The following is a 16615-nucleotide window of genomic DNA, read 5'->3' as shown; positions in this document are numbered from 1 at the left end:
AAAATCTAGTAAAAATGCTGATTGAGCGTGCGTAGTAGTATTTATTTTTTACCGATAAAACAAAAAAAACTGCACCAGAGTATATGCAGTTTTTAGGCGTTGTTATTATTATCTGTTCAACGCCTACGTACGAACAATTTTATTACGTGCGTCCTCTTATGATTGTCTAAAGTTCTGTTCAAAAAACTCACGCGCAGCTTGGGTACAAGAGGTACTGGTCAATCCGCCATGATAGCTGGCCAGTACCGCAGCACCTGCTGCTTGCGCTAGTAAATCTGGGTTGGTGACTCCTACTGACTGCGCATCTGCAATAGCTTGATTTTGAACTGCCGTCAAAGTCGTGGCAAATCTATTTTGGATATTATCGATTGTATCTGTATTCATCCAAGCATTGCTCATAGCAGCACTGCCGATTGATGTCACTGTGTTTTGATTACGATCATCGTCATTGGTTGCGTCCACATCTAATACAGTAATGTTTAGATTGGCAGCTGGACTCATGCTTGCTTGTTGCAATATAGCCGACATCGAACCAGTATTTAGGTCATAGTATACGGTTGGGTCTTGATTACCACCGCACAATAAGGTTGGCATTTTAGGTATGTAGCCGCGTAGATCATTGGCTTTTAGGGCTTTACGTAAGTTATCTTGTGGACTGTCTGCTGGAAGCGCACCCGTTCCAGCAAGAAGGCTATCAGGGTTTTGCAGCGCGTCGGCTACGTACATGGTGCGAAAATCCGTTTTGATCAAATAATTATCATCCGCAAACCCTAAGAACGCAAAAGGGACAGTCGGTGGCGGTAACATATCAAGTGTAGGGTTGTTTTGGGGATTATTTTCAAACAATGCGTTATCTGGCAGCTTGTTAGCCGCTACCAGCTCTCCAAAGCTCAATAAGCTTGGTAGCTGAGTGTTTGAATAGTTTGTCGTAAAGATATCTGTGCTATTTCGATAGATGTTTTTATACTTTTTTTGCAAGCCAGTTGCCAGTAGCGGTGCAAACCGAGTTGCGCCAATATTGACGTTGCCTGAAAATATAGTATCGCCAAAAGCAGCTAATGCATACGGCCCTGATGATGGCGCTATCGCTGTCACAGATTTGCCTTGTTGCTCCAATAGCCTTGCTGCGGCCATGGCCACATAGCCACCTTGCGAATAACCACTAATAAACAGTTCACCAGAGTCGTCGATATTGATGTACTTAGTATCCTTGCTACGCTGCTGCTTTTTGATTATCACACGTGCGCTATCTAAGGCATCGACCATATCAGTTGACTGTTGATCTGCCACTAGGTAAGGATGATAATCAAGCTCAGAATCATCATAGCCTGCATAGTTGGGCGCGACCACGATATAACCTTGCGCCGCAAAATTTGCTGCTATAAGGGTTGCCTCTGATCCTGCTGAATTTTGCGGATTACCTACTTGACTAAAATCATAGGCTTTGTCAGTAGTGGTGCCATGCGCATAGAGCAATACAGGTCGGTCGCCCTGACAGTCGGCACTATCACCACTTGGTAACATCAATGCCGCCGTTGCATTCGTACGCTCGCCTGCTGCCCCCACTGTTGGATAGCTGACTTTTTCTACTTTGATGTCACACTTTGCCGCAGGTGTTGCAGTGTTCTCCAGACCAAAACCACCATCTATCTGGGCCTTATCAAATGCGTTAACAGCTTGAACAGATGTAATATACTCAGTAGTGATCGTGGTGTCATCGTCTCCGCAGCCGGCCATCAATAGTAAACTACTTGCTACGGCGACTGATAGCACACCTCGCACCATAATTGGTTTGGTTGATTTTGTTAGGATACTAATAGAGCTTGTTTGCTGAACATCCATAGCATTAACTGGAGCGATCTTGCTGTCTTTATTAAGATTGGATTCAAATTTAGACATAATTGCTATCCTTAGCAGTGATAAAACGAAAATTGTCAGACATCCTTGGCAGTTGACCAAAACCTACTTTATATAAAAATAACATGACCATTGTTATCTCTTACACCTTACTGTTTATACCGTAAACTGTGATGAAAAGCTACCGAAAACCATGTAATCTGCTGTCATATAACTATTTGTTAGTTGCCCATATCTGATGCGTGCATACAGACTAAAATGTGACGTTAATGGATAAAATTACGGTTATGGTAGACAAAAAATTTCTACTCGTTACACTACCCTTTTATATTATAAGTCCTTGTTATAATCTTTCTTATTAATCCCTATAAAATAGGCATTTATCGTTATGGATATCATCCTTGTTATCGTCTGGATTTTGGCTATGATACTGTACAGCTTTTCTAGTGATTATGCTGTCAGCTTTCCAAGCCATCATTATCGCGCGCTACCCTTTGTGCGCTGGGGCTCACTACTGATTGCGATGGTATTATCTGGTTACTTAGCACAAGCCTATCAAGACAATTTACAAAACAATGGTATTTGGGTATTTATCGTCGTGGTGTTTGTCATTATTACCTTAGCAAAACTGGTATTCAAATGGGTAATTAATAGACGACGATAAAGCCAATGATCATTGCTATATCTATAAAACATTATCTTCTACCTCCATAAACAGCAGACTCAAAAGTAATGATAAATGACGACAACCAATTGACAGCACTAGACGATAAACGTACCGACCGCAGTTTTGATGCGATTGCCGATCATTTTGAAAAAAAGGTATATGGTGGTTTAAAGGGTGATATTCGTCTGGCTGTCTTACGCCGTGATATCTTTGGTTATGTCGAACAATTTAGCCATCTGCTCAAGCGACCATTGCGTATTTTAGATGTAGGCGCTGGGCTTGCTCAGATTGCAACAGAACTTGCTATTCAAGGCCATACAGTCGTCATTAATGACATATCTGCTAATATGATCGACAAAGCCAGAACGAATGCAGAGCAAACTGGTAAAGACCTAGATATCACATGGTATGTCTGTCCATATCAGGCACTTGAAGCTAAATTAGGAACAGGTAAACTAACGACAGATTCTACAGATAAGTTTGATGTCATACTGTGTCATGCACTACTTGAGTGGCTTGCAGACCCAAAAGCGGTAATGGACTTCTTCGATAAGCATCTTGCGACTGATGGTATTTTGTCATTGTGTTTTTACAATCCGGCAAGCTTTGACTATCGAAACTTGATCATGGGTAATTTTAATTTGCTCGATACCTTACTTGATAAGGCTGACTACCAAGCAGATAACAATAGAAGTTTGACGCCCAATTATCCTGTTGCCAAGCAAGAAGTTGAGTCATGGTTACAACAACATGAGTATCAAATCGTATTAGAAAGTGGTCTGCGCGTGTTTCATGACTATGCACCATTAAAGCGTGGCGGGCATACCGACCCTGACGCAGTCATTAGAATGGAGCTACGCTACTCGCAGCAAGAGCCTTATAAGTGGCTTGGCCGTTATCTGCATATAATGGCCACTCGCAAAACTTAATTTTAATAGCCGTTTTGTCGTAGCCCTTTTATTGCCTTGAAAATATTGTTGCATTGGAATATTGATCAGTATCAATTACGCTCTTATTTCTTAATCTATAAATGATCTATCGTATTCTGACCAAGTCGTGGCATTAATCTCTTTTTCATCGAATACAACCACATGCTCTAGCAAAGGTAAAATGCCAATATGCGTTCCAATCTCATGATTGTGATGGCTTGCGACTAAGGATAAAACCGTCTGTCCATCATCGAGTTGCAAACGATATAGATAGTTGGCACCGCGAAACACACGTCCAACGACTAATGCCGTCTGCGTACTGTCATCATCGTGAATGATATCATCAGGACGCACCAACACTTTGATCGGCGTGCCATTAGGATAGTCATACTCGCAATACTGCGGCTGGCCCAGTTCATCGTAAACTTCCATACGTCGATAGATATCACCAAGCGCGGTCTCGACATGTCCCTCTTTAATGATGCCATCTATCATGGCTCCTTCACCAACAAACTCAGCAACGAACGGACTAATTGGCTCATGGTATAGCTCACTTGGCGTGGCCCACTGTACCAGCTTACCTCTGTGCATCACCCCTACTTTGTCTGCAATTGCAAAGGCTTCATTTTGATCATGAGTCACCAGTATCGCTGTGGTGTTGGTACGTTTAAGAATATCACGTACATTCATCGCCAGTGATTCGCGCAGTACTACATCAAGATTAGAAAAGGGCTCATCAAGTAACAATAATTGGGGCTTGGGCGCTAAGGCACGTGCTAAAGCAACTCGCTGCTGCTGACCGCCTGAAAGCTCACTTGGACGCTTGTTGGCATGCTCAGTTAACTCAACCAGATTCAACATCTCAGTCACGCGTGCTTTTTTGTCAGCGACTGACCAACTATTTAGACCAAAAGCAATATTTTTTGCCACACTTAGGTGACCAAACAATGCATAGTCCTGAAATACCATGCCCATGCCGCGCTTAGCAGGTGCAACGGCAAAAGATGTACGTGCTGTCTGCTCTGTTAGGCGCTGACCATTCAAGCTAATAAAGCCTTGGCGCGTAGGCTCTAGCCCAGCGATGGCACGTAATGCTGTGGTTTTACCGCAGCCACTATAGCCTAAAAAGCAACCAATCTCACCTTGCTGCAGCGTTAAAGACATCTTATCAACGACAGTGGTATCATCATAACCGACGACTAAGCCTCTCACACTAAGATAAGGCTTATCATGCGTCTCCGCTGATTCATAGTGCTTGGACTGCGGCATAATAACCGCACAGGTAGAGGCTTGCCGAGTATTGGTAGGCATGACTTTTTTGCCAATAGATTTTGGTTTGGAGTGATCTGTTCGGTCTGCTGAGTCTTTGATCAGGTCGGTATGCATAGATGTTACCAATGAGCGATAGAGATAAAATAAATAATACGATAAAAGTAATGATGAATGTCAATTGAACATAGCTATATATAGTACGCTACAAGACATAGTACGTTAAATCAGAATGCCGATATAGTAGATTTAACATACTATGACTACGCTAGCTATTTTTGTCACTTTGACGTAGCAATATCCATACTGGAATCAGTCCGACAAGTACGATAAGTAAGCTTGGCAACGCAGCCCTTGCCCACATCCCCTCACTAGTCATCTCAAACACACGTACTGCCAGCGTATCCCAGCCTTGACGCCGTGTCATAAGTGTAATCGGCATCTCTTTCATGACTTCTACAAAACCCATTAATAGTGCAGTCAACATACCTGGTTTGAGTATCGGCAATACCACCTGACGCCAGCGCTGTAATGGACTGTCACTGAGCAACTTTGCAGCCGCCTCTTGATTGACCGTCAAACGCTGTAGCTGACGGTCGATAGGTTGGAAGCTGACCGTCATAAAACGGGTTGAGAGCGCAAGTAGCATGACAATAACACTTCCTGATAGCACTTGCTTTGAGGTGACTCCGATAGCGATCAGTTGATTATCAACCCAAGCAATCGGAATAAAAACCCCTACAGCTAGTACTGTGCCTGGTACGACATAACCTAAATTGGCTAAAGTGGTCATCAGCTTCGTTGTTTTGTCAGAATACTGACGTTTAATCCATGCAACGATGATAGCAAGCAAAGCAATAAGTAGCGTCGTCATACTGGCAATCATCAAACTATTGGTTACAAAATCGATATAACGTGCATCGAAATCTTGACGAAAATTCGTCGCTGTCCAATAGAACAGTTGTAAAAATGGTATGAGAAAGGCAATTGAAAATACGAGCGTACACAGCAGCGTCATTGTAAGCTTTGCAGGTGTACTGGCCTCTAAACGGCGATTGCTCCCTTGAGTGACTGCATTGCCACGTCTTGTTTGCCAATACTGCTCAAACAATACCACAATAAATACCACACCGATCAATAAAGCGGCCAATTGCGCTGCCGTGGTTAAACTAAAAAACCCAAACCATGCTTTATAAATAGCCGTAGTAAAGGTATCGACGTTAAACACCGAGACGGCACCAAAATCTGCCAAAGTCTCCATCGTCGCTAACAACAGCCCACCGATAATCCAAGGCAGCGCTTGCGGTAGAGCCAAGCGAAACAACACTCGACTGCGGCTAAGCCCCAGCATCTGACCTGCTTCTATCGCACGCCGACCTTGAGATAAAAACGCTTGCCTTGCCAGCAGATATACATAAGGATAAAACGCCAGTGACAATATTAGCCCAGCACCCCAGACATTACGTACTGAGGGTATCACGGTGCTAATCCCCAAATCCCGTAGTCCCGTCTGTAACGGTCCACTAAAATCAACCATTCCCACTGTCACAAACGCTAGCACATAAGCTGGCATGGCTAAGGGCAGCATTAGCGCCCACGAAAAAAACCGCTGTCCTGGGAAGCGGTACATGCTCGTTATCCATGCCAACGTCGTACCAATACTGCCAGCAATAACGGTCACCATAAGCAGTAAGATGGCCGTATTTTTGAGGACTTGCGGTAGCACATAATCTGTCATATGCGACCAGATATCTGCAACTGGCTGCGTCCAAGCAAAAAGAACAATTAAAATTGGGATGAGCATAAACGACGAAATCAGCCCTAAGACTGATTTTGAAATAATACGCTTACCGACTATACGCTCTTGACGAATAACACGAGTGTCACTGGCAGGGCTATCTTTGACAGTACTGTCTTCACTAGCAGACGCTTTTGTCATTGTCATAATATAGATATTACCCTGTCAGACGCTTATAAACTAAACCCAGCAACCGATTATTTATAACCTGCTTTATCCATCATCTGGATCGCTTGTGTTTGTAGTTCGCCAAATTTTTGCACATTGATATCGTCTTGTTTGAACGTGCCCCACGATCTGAGCATGTCTGACTCATCAACGCCTTCTTTTACTGGATACTCTTTGTCTGAGCTGGCATAAATACCTTGAGCTTCATCAGAGGACAACCACTCTATTAGTTTAAGCGCACCATCTGGATTGTCTGAGTTGGTGGTCACACCAGCGCCAGAGATATTTACATGTGTGCCTGTTGTATCTTGGTTTGCCCAAAATATCTCGACAGGGAAGTCAGGCTTTTCATCAAGTATACGGCCATAGTAATAACTGTTAGCAATACCAACTTCACATTGACCTGCAGCGATGGCTTCTAACATGCTGGTATCATCACTAAATACGTCAGTCGCTAGATTATCGACCCATCCACGAATAACCTCTTCTGTCTTTTCTTCGCCCAAATGCTCCATCATACTGGCGACAAGCGATTGGTTATAGACCTTTTTAGAGGTACGCAAGCACAGTTTACCTTTCCACTTTGGATCAGCCAAATCTGCATACGTTGATAACTCATCAGCACTGACTTTGTTTGGATCATAAAATATCGTGCGTGCACGCAGCGACAGACCTGTCCACTGACCTTTTGGATCTCGGTATTTAGCAGGAACATTGCTTTCAAGTACCGTAGAAGCCACTGGCTGCAATAATCCTTGCTGCGCAGCTTGCCATAAGTTCCCAGCATCGACTGTCAATAACATGTCGGCCGGTGTGTTCTGACCTTCAGCTTGCAAGCGTGCCATTAATGGACCTGTCTTATCAGTAACCAGCTCGATTTTTACGCCTGTCTCTTCGGTATATTTATCTAACAATGGCTTAATAAGCTGCTCGTTACGTGACGAATAAATCGTCACCACTTGATCATCACCTGCAGTCGCCACGGTACTATCATTACTGGCCTCTTCAGTGGTCGGCGTTTGCGTCTCTGCGTCTTCAGCTGGAGTAGATGCGTTATTACAACCCACTAGACCCATCATCATGCCAAAGACAGCAACAGATAAGGTAGCCTTAACAGGGCGAGTTAGCGACAGACGTTCAGCAACCGCGTTCGATGACATGGTCTTCTCCATAATAGTATAAAAGATAAATGAGATAGTTTAGATGATAAGCAATTAGGTAGGCGTTTATACTGCTAAAACAATGATAAAAACCAGAAACAATATACTAATAGAAATGAGATTAATTATCAATACATTATTTCGACTGGTTTTGCCCCCAAAAAGTACAGTTTATAGAGAGTTTTATTCTATTCATTTTATATTAGCCATTGCCCCAAAATCACGTTTACAGCAGCTTCTGTGCGTAAGATTCGAGGGCCTATATTTACCGCTTTGCATCCCTGCTTACATAGCAGTTCAATCTCATAATCAACCCAGCCCCCTTCAGCTCCGATGCAAACCACATCTGGCCGCTGAACTCTTGCAGAAGATATAGACTCTACAGGCAGTTGCAGATATTGCGAAAAGGCCAGATCGCTATAAGGATGAGCGATTATAGCGTCATGAGTAATCAGACTGGGCAGCTGATCTTCGACGAACGGTTTAAAACGTTTTTGTAAAGAAATGCGCGGCGCTATCGTATCGACCCCTTGCTGCAAACCTTCTAATACAAATTCATTAAGCCGCATCAGTAGCGGACTTTGCCAATAGCTCTTTTGAGTACGGTAACTATTAATCAGAATAATATGACAAACACCCAATGCGGTCATGTCCATGATCAAGCGCCGTAGTACTTTAGGTCGTGGCAATGCCAAAATCACAGTAACCTCTAATTTGGCTGGCGACGGAGTATCGAGCTGTACCTCACGTAGCTGTATGTTACTAGGTGACATATCGTCAATAACTGCTGTACCAAGATTGCCACCAAGCTGACCGATTTTGAGCGTCGCACCAACTGGTAGCTTTAATACCTTATTGATGTGTTCGATTTGTACAGGCGAGTTAATCTGTGCATAAGGCGGTGCAATATCAGATGCAGGCAACAAAATACAATTCATAGAGCAGATCGCTTAATAAAAATAAGAGTGAACGACGATTAGAGATATGGCTGGTCGGCCTGAGGATACACGCTAGAAAACTTTTCAATTGTCTCTTCTATCATCGCTAGTTGTCGGGTCAATACTGCCTGCTCCTGAATGGTCATCTGCTTACCTGCCTGTCCCGCTTTTCTGGCAATCTCTAAATGACGCAGCCAAAACTGTAGCTGTTGATATATCATCTCATCATCGCTTGTAGAGTCGTTTATTAGATGCTCGTCACTGCCGATTGCTTGATAAAAATGGTTGTTTGGTTGATATAAAGCACCAGCACCTGCCAGCTTATCTACGACGCTCTGACATGACTGGGTATACTGTCCCATAAGTACTGGCGTGCCCACACTCATAGGCTCCACAGGATTATGGCCGCCGATATCAACGATAGAACCACCAACAAGCGCTACATCTGCTTGTGCATACCATCGCATCAGCTCGCCCATACTATCAGCCAGATAAACCTGCGTTTTTGTAGTGATGTCTTCGTCTTGACTACGCCTTGCCATTTGCAAACCTGTTTCGTTAATGAGCGCAGCCACCTCATCAAAGCGCTCAGGGTGTCTGGGTACGATGATAAGTAGGGCCGTAGACAGCTCCGCTATATCCAATAGTTGCTGGTGTAGCGCTAATGCCATACTTTCTTCACCGCTATGAGTGCTCGCTGCTATCCAAACTGGACGGTCTACAAACTGCGAATCAGACAGATTCGACAACTCATTAATAGCGCCATCTTCTTTGACTTTATTAGTCGCTAGTTTGGAATCAGTGACGTTTTTGGAATTGGTAGTTTTAGGCGTATTGATGACCCATTTAAGTGAGCCTGCAACGCGTATCTGCGCACTATCTGCTTCCAACTGCCGGAAGCGTTTAGCAGAGTCGCTATCTTGCGCGATGATTAAACTGAGGTTTTGCATCATGCTAGCACTTACGGCGCTTATCTTTTGATAGCGGTTAAAAGATGCCGCTGATAGTCGTCCATTTACCAGAATACTAGGAATGTCTTTTTGCGATAAAGTGGCTAAAATATTTGCCCATAATTCAGTTTCGACAAACAACGCAGCGACAGGCTGTACATGCGCCAAAAATGTCTCGATAACGGCGGGCGTATCTACTGGCACATAACTGTGACTCATCCGACCTTGAGCAATCTCCTCAGCAAAACGACTGGCACCGCGCGCATAACCCGTCTGTGTGGTATTGGTTAGCCATATATTATAGCCTTGTGCCAATAGAGCATCGAGCAAGGGCGCGACTGTATTGGTCTCTCCTAACGAGACGGCATGACACCAAATTGTTTTGTCATTACAAGTGTCGCTTGATACCGGACGCGGTGGATACTGCTTGCCAAAGCGCTGCGCAACTTCTTGTTGATAGTTGTCACGACTGCGCGAACGACGCCAAACTTGAATGCGATACAATGGCTTTAGTAGCGTGATAGCAAGCTGATAATACCAAGGTGGCATGCGAGTGGCGCGTTTGATTGGCGCAGTACTACTTAACGCACAGTTATCTAGCGAATGGTTATCCAGCGTATCGTTATCAAAATCTTTTTGAGCCGCTAATGGCTCAGATTCAGTAGACGGTGGTACAGAAGGTGATGGCATGGAGAAGCCCAGTTTTGTGATAGATAAAATGACAAGTTAGACAGTCAACCGTTGATAAATTTTACCGTAAATCATGAAAAAGCCATACAACTTAGTGACTAAGTGCGCAGAAAATGTGCGCAGAAAATCGTATGGTCTACTAATTACCGTCTTATGGTATCGTTAAATAGCTAGTCTAAAACCTTACAACGCGATAAGTGAGTGCTTGATTGTTATATAAATACAATGAGCAATATTGCACCAAGCACCACTACTCCTACCAACACTTGATAACGCTTAATACTATGCTGCTCTTGCTTTTGCGATGTGATTAATGTTTGAGCTTGTTGCCACTCAGCCACCAGATCTGCTGCTTCTGTATGTCCATTTTTAGCCGCTTCCTCCAACCAATATTGACCGCTACTCACCTCTTGCGGCACGCCGATACCTTGATAGTACATCTTACTAAGTAAGCGCTGGGCACGAACATCTTTACTGTTCGCCGCTTGTTTAACCCAGTCAGTCCCTACTACTTTGCTGGCTTCTGCATCCGCTATTTGCCCTTCACCTAGTAACTCGTACATAGCCAAGCGTAACATCGCAGTGGTATTACCAGATTCGGCAGAATTTTGCAGACGTATTAGTGCTTGCTGCCGTGCTGCCTGATGGTGCTCTGAAAACGTCACTTGGTCACGCGGCTTATTTTGCCGCGCAATATGGTGCTCGAATTGATCCAGTATTTTGCACGCTTGCAGATAGTCATCGTGGCCAGTAGCTTGTGGCACCTCAATCTCATCTAACTCTATAAGTAACTGAGTAAATATTTCTGGCGTTATAGAGACCTTTAAGGGGCTAACAGTTTGCAGTTGGGTGGTAGTCGCACTGAAATTAGTAGGCATTTCAGATATTTTAGGTTTGACACTCGCTGCTACATCGACTATTGAAGGCTCAGCTTGCTGTGCTACGGCTAGCTTGGTAACAGGAATTTCTCTATGTTCGGTAGCTTGGACTGGTAGCCGTTGACTTTGAAAATTTTCATCATCAATCAATCTGGGATTAACATCTACTGATTCAGAATAATGCTCTACATTTGGTTCAGCTGTAACACTCTCATCAATACCATTATTTTTTGGTAGTCGCGCACTTACCGCTTGATACAATCCGCTAGCAACTTGCCCACCTTGTACCGCCTGAAACTGCCGATCAATATACCCAAATAGACGCAGGCCCATGGGCTCTAACGCAAAAAATATATCTGCACTATCATTAGAGTTATTACTATATACCACAGCCATGGATTGATAAAAATCCTCTGCAATCAACGGTAGCGTATCAAAATGCTTTTTTAGTTCAAACTGTTCATACCAATGTGGTTCACTTTGCCACTGACGCGCCAGCACTCGCCCTGCATAAAATGCTAAAAACAGTAATAAGTTGCGATAGCGCTCATCAGCCAGCAGTGCAACCTCGCCTAAGCCCTCAGACTGGTCTTTTGCCTTTGTAATATCACGGCGTATCTGCAAAATCAGCGTGTCTACTCGCTGTAAGCTGGCGAGCGATTCATCTAATTGACACTCATGCAGCTGCTTTTCATAAGCGATACCCCCTGCGATAGGACGATCTGCTATAAAATCTTGCCAGTAGCCTTCCGCCATATAATCAAGTGACGTTTTAGGGATCTTAGCTAAAGTAGCGTTTGGCGTAGCAAGCATGGAATGGGCATATCCTCTGAATAAAAATCACAAATGGCATTACTAGATTAGGCATCGGTTATACAAATCAGTTATACAAAGACGGTAACGACTACAATAAAGGACTAAACAGACGCACTACGTTATCGAATAAACGTTCAGAATCGCGACGCTGCTGCCACTCTTTTAGACTTAAAAATCGGCAGCTTTGCAAATAAGCATCTTGGCAGTCAGCGACTTGAGCAACCATTTCAGGTGTATATATCGCCAAACTTACTTCCATATTTAAATAGAAGCTACGCATATCGATGTTCACTGTACCAAACAGGCAATAATCATCATCAATAACTACCGTTTTAGCATGTAATAGTCCACCTTGGAACAATGCAATCTTTACGCCAGCTTCAAGCAGTTCTTGATAATACGCTTGTGACGCATGCTGCACCAAAAACGAATCCACCTTTTCTGGAATAATTAAAGTCACATCGACACCGCGCTTTGCTGCTGTCTCCAGCGCTCCTGACAGTGCTTCATCTGGTACAAAGTAAGGCGTCGTAATTTGAATACGCTTATTGGCGCGGTGAATAATAGTCACTAAGGTATTATAAATGACATGAGCGGTCACCTGCGGCGCTGAAGGAATGAGCTGTGCAACAACATCATCAACCACAGGCATTTGCGGTATCGCAATCGACTTTGAGCCTGGTACAGTAGGTATATAACTATCCACATCATCAACGAGCACCTGAATTCGGCTGTTAATATCATTGATGGTCGGATTCAATACATACAACTTACGAGTATAGCTATTTACCCGCTTATCTAATGCATCTAGATTGTCATTGTTCTCAGCACCGATATCAGTAATGACAACTTTAGCCATGGCCGTAGCTATGCTAATTGGCTGCTGACCAACGCTGCGCATCATCACATCAACCCACTGACCAACACCTTTGTCTTGTTTAAAAAACTTGGGATCCACCAAATTAAAACTACCGGTATAACCGATATATTCGTCGATTACCACAATCTTACGATGATTACGCAAATCAGAGCGCTTAAATAATGTCTTAAACAACCCTACCGGTAGTGACTGGTGTACGAACACGCCTGCTCGCTCTAACGCTCGATGCTCAGAGCTATTAAAAAAGCTAAAACTGCCGACACTGTCTATTAATATATGACACTCTACCCCGCGTTTGGCGGCAGCAGCTAGAGACTTCAGCACCTCTAGGACTTGGCCTTTGGGGTAGATAATATAAAACTCTATAAGAATGGTGCGCTTAGCATTATCGATATCGCTAATCAGATGATTAAAAAACGCTCTAGATGAAGTTAGCAGTTGCATCCTATGTCCAGCGTACACGCCAAACCCTGTCCAGCGTGTACCGATACGACTCACGCCCCGATAGTTAATCGGCAACAAATCCTGTCCTTGATCAAACACCATCCGCTCACGTGCTGCTATGTCGTTCATTAGCAAGCTTGCTTGATCCACACGCTGCCGATAACGACGACCGATCATCGGTTCGCCGACTAGAATATAAGCTATAAACCCAAACACTGGCAGGGTGTATAGAACCGCTATCCAGGCAATCGCCACTCCAATATTGCGCTGTACCGAGACCACACGCAAAGTCATGATCACCATTAATATGATGTGTAATAGCAGTCCTAACCCTGCAAAGCTACCCCAAGACCACGATGCAAGGTGCTGCTCAGTCGCTAAAGATTCTATAACTGCCTCCCTCACCCTACGCAGAACAAAATATGGATAGAAAACATTGATAATTGATATCTACGGCTTGGTAGTATAGTAGTTTTTTATTATCAAACAATAGATAAAGGCAACAAGCCGTCTTTAACGAATGCAGCTTATCAAATCATCTCACTCTCGTATTATAATAGCACCCTTGCTTAATACATATTTATCCAAGATTCTTTGATTGCTCATTCTTATAAACTACTATCACCATAGCTTATGTTTACAGTCTATTTTGGATTATTTGAAATTTTTATAAAATACTATTTGACAGGCAGATGTAAATCTATATAATACACACCCACAGCAAGGGGACTTATTAAACAACCCTAGCTGATTAAGTTAACCTGAGTGTGACAGCTTATGTTAACGAAGCAATACAGAAATTCTATTTAAAGAATTTCTCTTGCGAACCTAAAATTGCAGTGCAATTTTTTAACGGTTCTCAGGGTGATTAGCTCAGTTGGTAGAGCGTCTGCCTTACACGCAGAATGTCGGCGGTTCGAATCCGTCATCACCCACCACTTGTTAGCAAGTGGGCCTTTTATAAAGGCAAGATGCTAAGACGACCTAAGCAGCGGTAGTTCAGTTGGTTAGAATACCGGCCTGTCACGCCGGGGGTCGCGGGTTCGAGTCCCGTCCGCTGCGCCATATTTAAAACGAATTTAAACTGTAAAGTTTAAGCAAGTTTCGCCTCAAACATTAGATTGTTTGAGGTTTTTTTGTGTCTTACATTCTTTACCCTATACAGATTGACATAACATACCTTAATTGAGATTTATAGGTAACAAAACTGGCGTACCTGATTGATAACCTTCGCAGAGAAATATGGCAAATACGTATTTGTGAAGCCTGATGATATCTCCGCGACTAATGACTGGTTTGATAGTCACGGTAAAAAAGCAGTATTTTTTAGGAAAATGGTACCCGGTATTCGCTCATTTATCTCGATACCTGCTGGCATGAATAAAATGCCGCTATTGCCTTTTTTGATCCTAACGGCATTAGGATCTAGCTTCTGGACGACAGTATTAACGCTTGCAGGTTATTATCTTGGTGAAAACTATCAAGTGGTTGAAACGACGCTAGCACCTTACTCTAATATTTTTGGTGGATTGGTCGTGGTTATTGTCGTTGGCTGGTTTGTTGAGCAACGATCTTCTGATTAAACTCCTAAGTTATATAGTTAAATTTTGTTATATATATGCAACTAATTTTAGAAAAACAAATAATACTTCTGCAGGATTGGATAAAAGAAAGGATTATGGTCATTAGACTTTACAAGCGATGCTGGCAGCTTTGGCTTTTTCATAAACACCATCAGCATCCAAGCCTAAGGCATTGACATCATCTAGATACTTCTGTGTGCCCTTTTCAAGAGGCCCTTTCCAGTCTGGATCGTTGAGTGGATCTAGAATATCAATAACTTCATCACCTTTATCTCGAGCTGCTTGCAATTGTACCGAATACGTCTTATCCCACATGGCTCCTACTTTCTTGCTAAGTGCCATACCTGAGTTGTCATCAATAACTTGTTTCAAGTCTTCTGGCAAGCCTTCATATTTATCTTTATTCATAGTTACCATCAAGGCGGAACTATAGAATGGCATATTAGTATGATATTTCGTCAGCTCGTCAAGCTTAAAAGTTGCCATAGCTTCCCATGGAAAGCTCAACCCATCAACGACACCGCGCTGTAGAGAAGTATATATATCATTAGCAGGTAGTCCTACAGGAGAAGCTCCCATACTTTCGATGATATCACCCGCCACTGCTGAAGGCCTGCGAATACGCATACCTCTCATATCTTCAGGAGTTTCAATTAATTTATTCGTGCTATGTAGAGTCCCAGGTCCTGTCGCAAACATGAACAGTAAGTGTGAGTCATCATACTCACTAGCAATAGCACCATTATCATAAAGCGTTTGTAACATACAGCCTGTCTGTGTGGACGAATTAGACAAACCTGGAAGCTCTGCGATTTGAGACAGTGGGAATCGACCGCTGGTATAACCCTGTACCTGAGAGCCAATGTCAATCGTGCCTTTTACTGCAGACTCATAAGCGGTATCTGCTTTACTAATCGTTGCTGAAGGATAGACTTCGACCTTAAGACGTCCGTTGGAATCTGCTTCTATTTTTTTGGCCCATGGTTCAAATATCTGCTCATTGATATCGGAGGTCGATGGATAAAAGTGTGAAAAACGTAGAACGGTGGTTTCCTGAGATAAGGCTGCGTCACTACTGCTATCAGACTGGTTAGAACAACCAAATAAGCTGACAGCTGTAAGCGCCGTTATAGAGAACAGAAGAGCAAATTTCACTATTAATTCCTTTTGATAGTGATTAAAAATTAGAGGTTATTTTATTGATTGGCTGGATAATAGGGAGCTTGTCGATTCAGATTTTATGCAGTACATATGATATTCATTGTTAAATAAGCTTCTATAGAATTTAGAAGCATTATCAATAATGCTTCTAAATTAAAAAGCTATTTAAAATTAGCAGCTATAATGATAGCTGTCAAATCATTTTATGACGTGTTTATACAGGTATTATTATTAATCATATACTCAGTAATTTGCTCCTTATTACAAACGTTAAGCATCAAAAATAATAATAAAATCTTAATAAATTAGATATAAAGCACTATAAAAACTTAGTATAAGTTCATACTGGAAAACTTATAAGTAAGGAACTTATGTATACAGAACCATGAATACTACATTACAATTAGTACTGCTTTATACATGGAAG

The 16615-nt window shown here is 42.8% G+C and carries 12 protein-coding genes and 2 tRNA genes; 5 read left to right on the top strand and 9 right to left on the bottom strand.

All coding sequences use genetic code 11. The features are described 5' to 3' along the window. Window positions 1-156 precede the first annotated feature (156 nt). Window positions 157-1899 (bottom strand): alpha/beta hydrolase family protein, encoded by a 1743-nt coding sequence (locus ACS8FB_RS01140; protein WP_439260631.1) that lies wholly within the window; start codon window positions 1897-1899, stop codon window positions 157-159. Window positions 1900-2245: 346 nt separating this feature from the next. On the opposite strand from ACS8FB_RS01140, the gene ACS8FB_RS01135 reads away from it, so the two are divergent. Both ACS8FB_RS01135 and ACS8FB_RS01130 read left to right on the top strand, forming a co-directional pair. Continuing rightward, window positions 2246-2521, top strand: coding sequence for a hypothetical protein (locus ACS8FB_RS01135; protein ID WP_299216460.1), 276 nt, complete (start codon window positions 2246-2248; stop codon window positions 2519-2521). Window positions 2522-2589: 68 nt separating this feature from the next. Then, a complete protein-coding gene (locus ACS8FB_RS01130) occupies window positions 2590-3453 on the top strand; it encodes a methyltransferase domain-containing protein (protein ID WP_439260630.1) in 864 nt (287 codons plus the stop codon). Window positions 3454-3543: 90 nt separating this feature from the next. Here ACS8FB_RS01130 and ACS8FB_RS01125 read toward each other — a convergent pair whose 3' ends face one another. The 7 genes from ACS8FB_RS01125 to ACS8FB_RS01095 all read right to left on the bottom strand — a co-directional run bounded on the left by ACS8FB_RS01125 (window position 3544) and on the right by ACS8FB_RS01095 (window position 13849). Then, window positions 3544-4722: an ABC transporter ATP-binding protein gene (locus ACS8FB_RS01125; RefSeq protein ID WP_439260828.1), complete on the bottom strand. Its 1179-nt coding sequence runs from the start codon at window positions 4720-4722 to the stop codon at window positions 3544-3546. Between the two features lie 268 nt (window positions 4723-4990). After that, window positions 4991-6667 (bottom strand): ABC transporter permease, encoded by a 1677-nt coding sequence (locus ACS8FB_RS01120; RefSeq protein WP_439260629.1) that lies wholly within the window; start codon window positions 6665-6667, stop codon window positions 4991-4993. Between the two features lie 50 nt (window positions 6668-6717). Continuing rightward, window positions 6718-7848 carry a Fe(3+) ABC transporter substrate-binding protein gene (locus ACS8FB_RS01115; protein WP_439260628.1) on the bottom strand — a complete coding sequence of 377 codons (1131 nt, stop codon included), beginning with the start codon at window positions 7846-7848 and terminating at the stop codon, window positions 6718-6720. A gap of 197 nt (window positions 7849-8045) precedes the next feature. Continuing rightward, window positions 8046-8786 carry a 16S rRNA (uracil(1498)-N(3))-methyltransferase gene (locus ACS8FB_RS01110; protein WP_439260627.1) on the bottom strand — a complete coding sequence of 247 codons (741 nt, stop codon included), beginning with the start codon at window positions 8784-8786 and terminating at the stop codon, window positions 8046-8048. A 38-nt stretch (window positions 8787-8824) separates the two neighbouring features. Beyond that, a complete protein-coding gene (locus tag ACS8FB_RS01105) occupies window positions 8825-10426 on the bottom strand; it encodes a 3-deoxy-D-manno-octulosonic acid transferase (protein ID WP_439260626.1) in 1602 nt (533 codons plus the stop codon). A 212-nt stretch (window positions 10427-10638) separates the two neighbouring features. Then, the gene (locus ACS8FB_RS01100) at window positions 10639-12117 is read right to left on the bottom strand and encodes a tetratricopeptide repeat protein (protein ID WP_439260625.1); all 1479 of its coding nucleotides are present in this window, start codon (window positions 12115-12117) and stop codon (window positions 10639-10641) included. A 91-nt stretch (window positions 12118-12208) separates the two neighbouring features. Next, the gene (locus ACS8FB_RS01095) at window positions 12209-13849 is read right to left on the bottom strand and encodes a cardiolipin synthase (RefSeq protein WP_439260624.1); all 1641 of its coding nucleotides are present in this window, start codon (window positions 13847-13849) and stop codon (window positions 12209-12211) included. Window positions 13850-14306: 457 nt separating this feature from the next. Between ACS8FB_RS01095 and ACS8FB_RS01090 the strand changes: the two genes are divergently transcribed. The 3 genes from ACS8FB_RS01090 to ACS8FB_RS01080 all read left to right on the top strand — a co-directional run bounded on the left by ACS8FB_RS01090 (window position 14307) and on the right by ACS8FB_RS01080 (window position 15027). After that, window positions 14307-14382, top strand: a tRNA-Val gene (locus tag ACS8FB_RS01090). Window positions 14383-14432: 50 nt separating this feature from the next. Next, window positions 14433-14509 (top strand) — tRNA-Asp (locus tag ACS8FB_RS01085). Between the two features lie 155 nt (window positions 14510-14664). Further along, entirely contained in the window at window positions 14665-15027 is a 363-nt protein-coding gene (locus tag ACS8FB_RS01080) for a DedA family protein (RefSeq protein WP_439260623.1), read from the top strand. Between the two features lie 102 nt (window positions 15028-15129). On the opposite strand, the gene ACS8FB_RS01075 is transcribed toward ACS8FB_RS01080, so the two are convergent. Continuing rightward, window positions 15130-16182: a TRAP transporter substrate-binding protein gene (locus ACS8FB_RS01075; RefSeq protein WP_439260622.1), complete on the bottom strand. Its 1053-nt coding sequence runs from the start codon at window positions 16180-16182 to the stop codon at window positions 15130-15132. Window positions 16183-16615: the final 433 nt, after the last annotated feature.

The sequence above is a fragment of the Psychrobacter sp. 1U1 genome (assembly GCF_051847535.1).
GTDB lineage: Bacteria > Pseudomonadota > Gammaproteobacteria > Pseudomonadales > Moraxellaceae > Psychrobacter > Psychrobacter saeujeotis.
Note: the sequence above shows the minus strand (reverse complement) of the source record. Positions and strands in the feature narration are given on the sequence as shown.

Excerpts from the sequence above, each read along its gene's own strand:
- ACS8FB_RS01140 (WP_439260631.1), bottom strand. The coding sequence starts at position 1,899 with ATGTCTAAATTTGAATCCAATCTTAATAAAGACAGCAAGATCGCTCCA.
- ACS8FB_RS01135 (WP_299216460.1), top strand. The coding sequence starts at position 2,246 with ATGGATATCATCCTTGTTATCGTCTGGATTTTGGCTATGATACTGTAC.
- ACS8FB_RS01130 (WP_439260630.1), top strand. The coding sequence starts at position 2,590 with ATGATAAATGACGACAACCAATTGACAGCACTAGACGATAAACGTACC.
- ACS8FB_RS01125 (WP_439260828.1), bottom strand. The coding sequence starts at position 4,722 with ATGCCGCAGTCCAAGCACTATGAATCAGCGGAGACGCATGATAAGCCT.
- ACS8FB_RS01120 (WP_439260629.1), bottom strand. The coding sequence starts at position 6,667 with ATGACAATGACAAAAGCGTCTGCTAGTGAAGACAGTACTGTCAAAGAT.
- ACS8FB_RS01115 (WP_439260628.1), bottom strand. The coding sequence starts at position 7,848 with ATGTCATCGAACGCGGTTGCTGAACGTCTGTCGCTAACTCGCCCTGTT.
- ACS8FB_RS01110 (WP_439260627.1), bottom strand. The coding sequence starts at position 8,786 with ATGAATTGTATTTTGTTGCCTGCATCTGATATTGCACCGCCTTATGCA.
- ACS8FB_RS01105 (WP_439260626.1), bottom strand. The coding sequence starts at position 10,426 with ATGCCATCACCTTCTGTACCACCGTCTACTGAATCTGAGCCATTAGCG.
- ACS8FB_RS01100 (WP_439260625.1), bottom strand. The coding sequence starts at position 12,117 with ATGCTTGCTACGCCAAACGCTACTTTAGCTAAGATCCCTAAAACGTCA.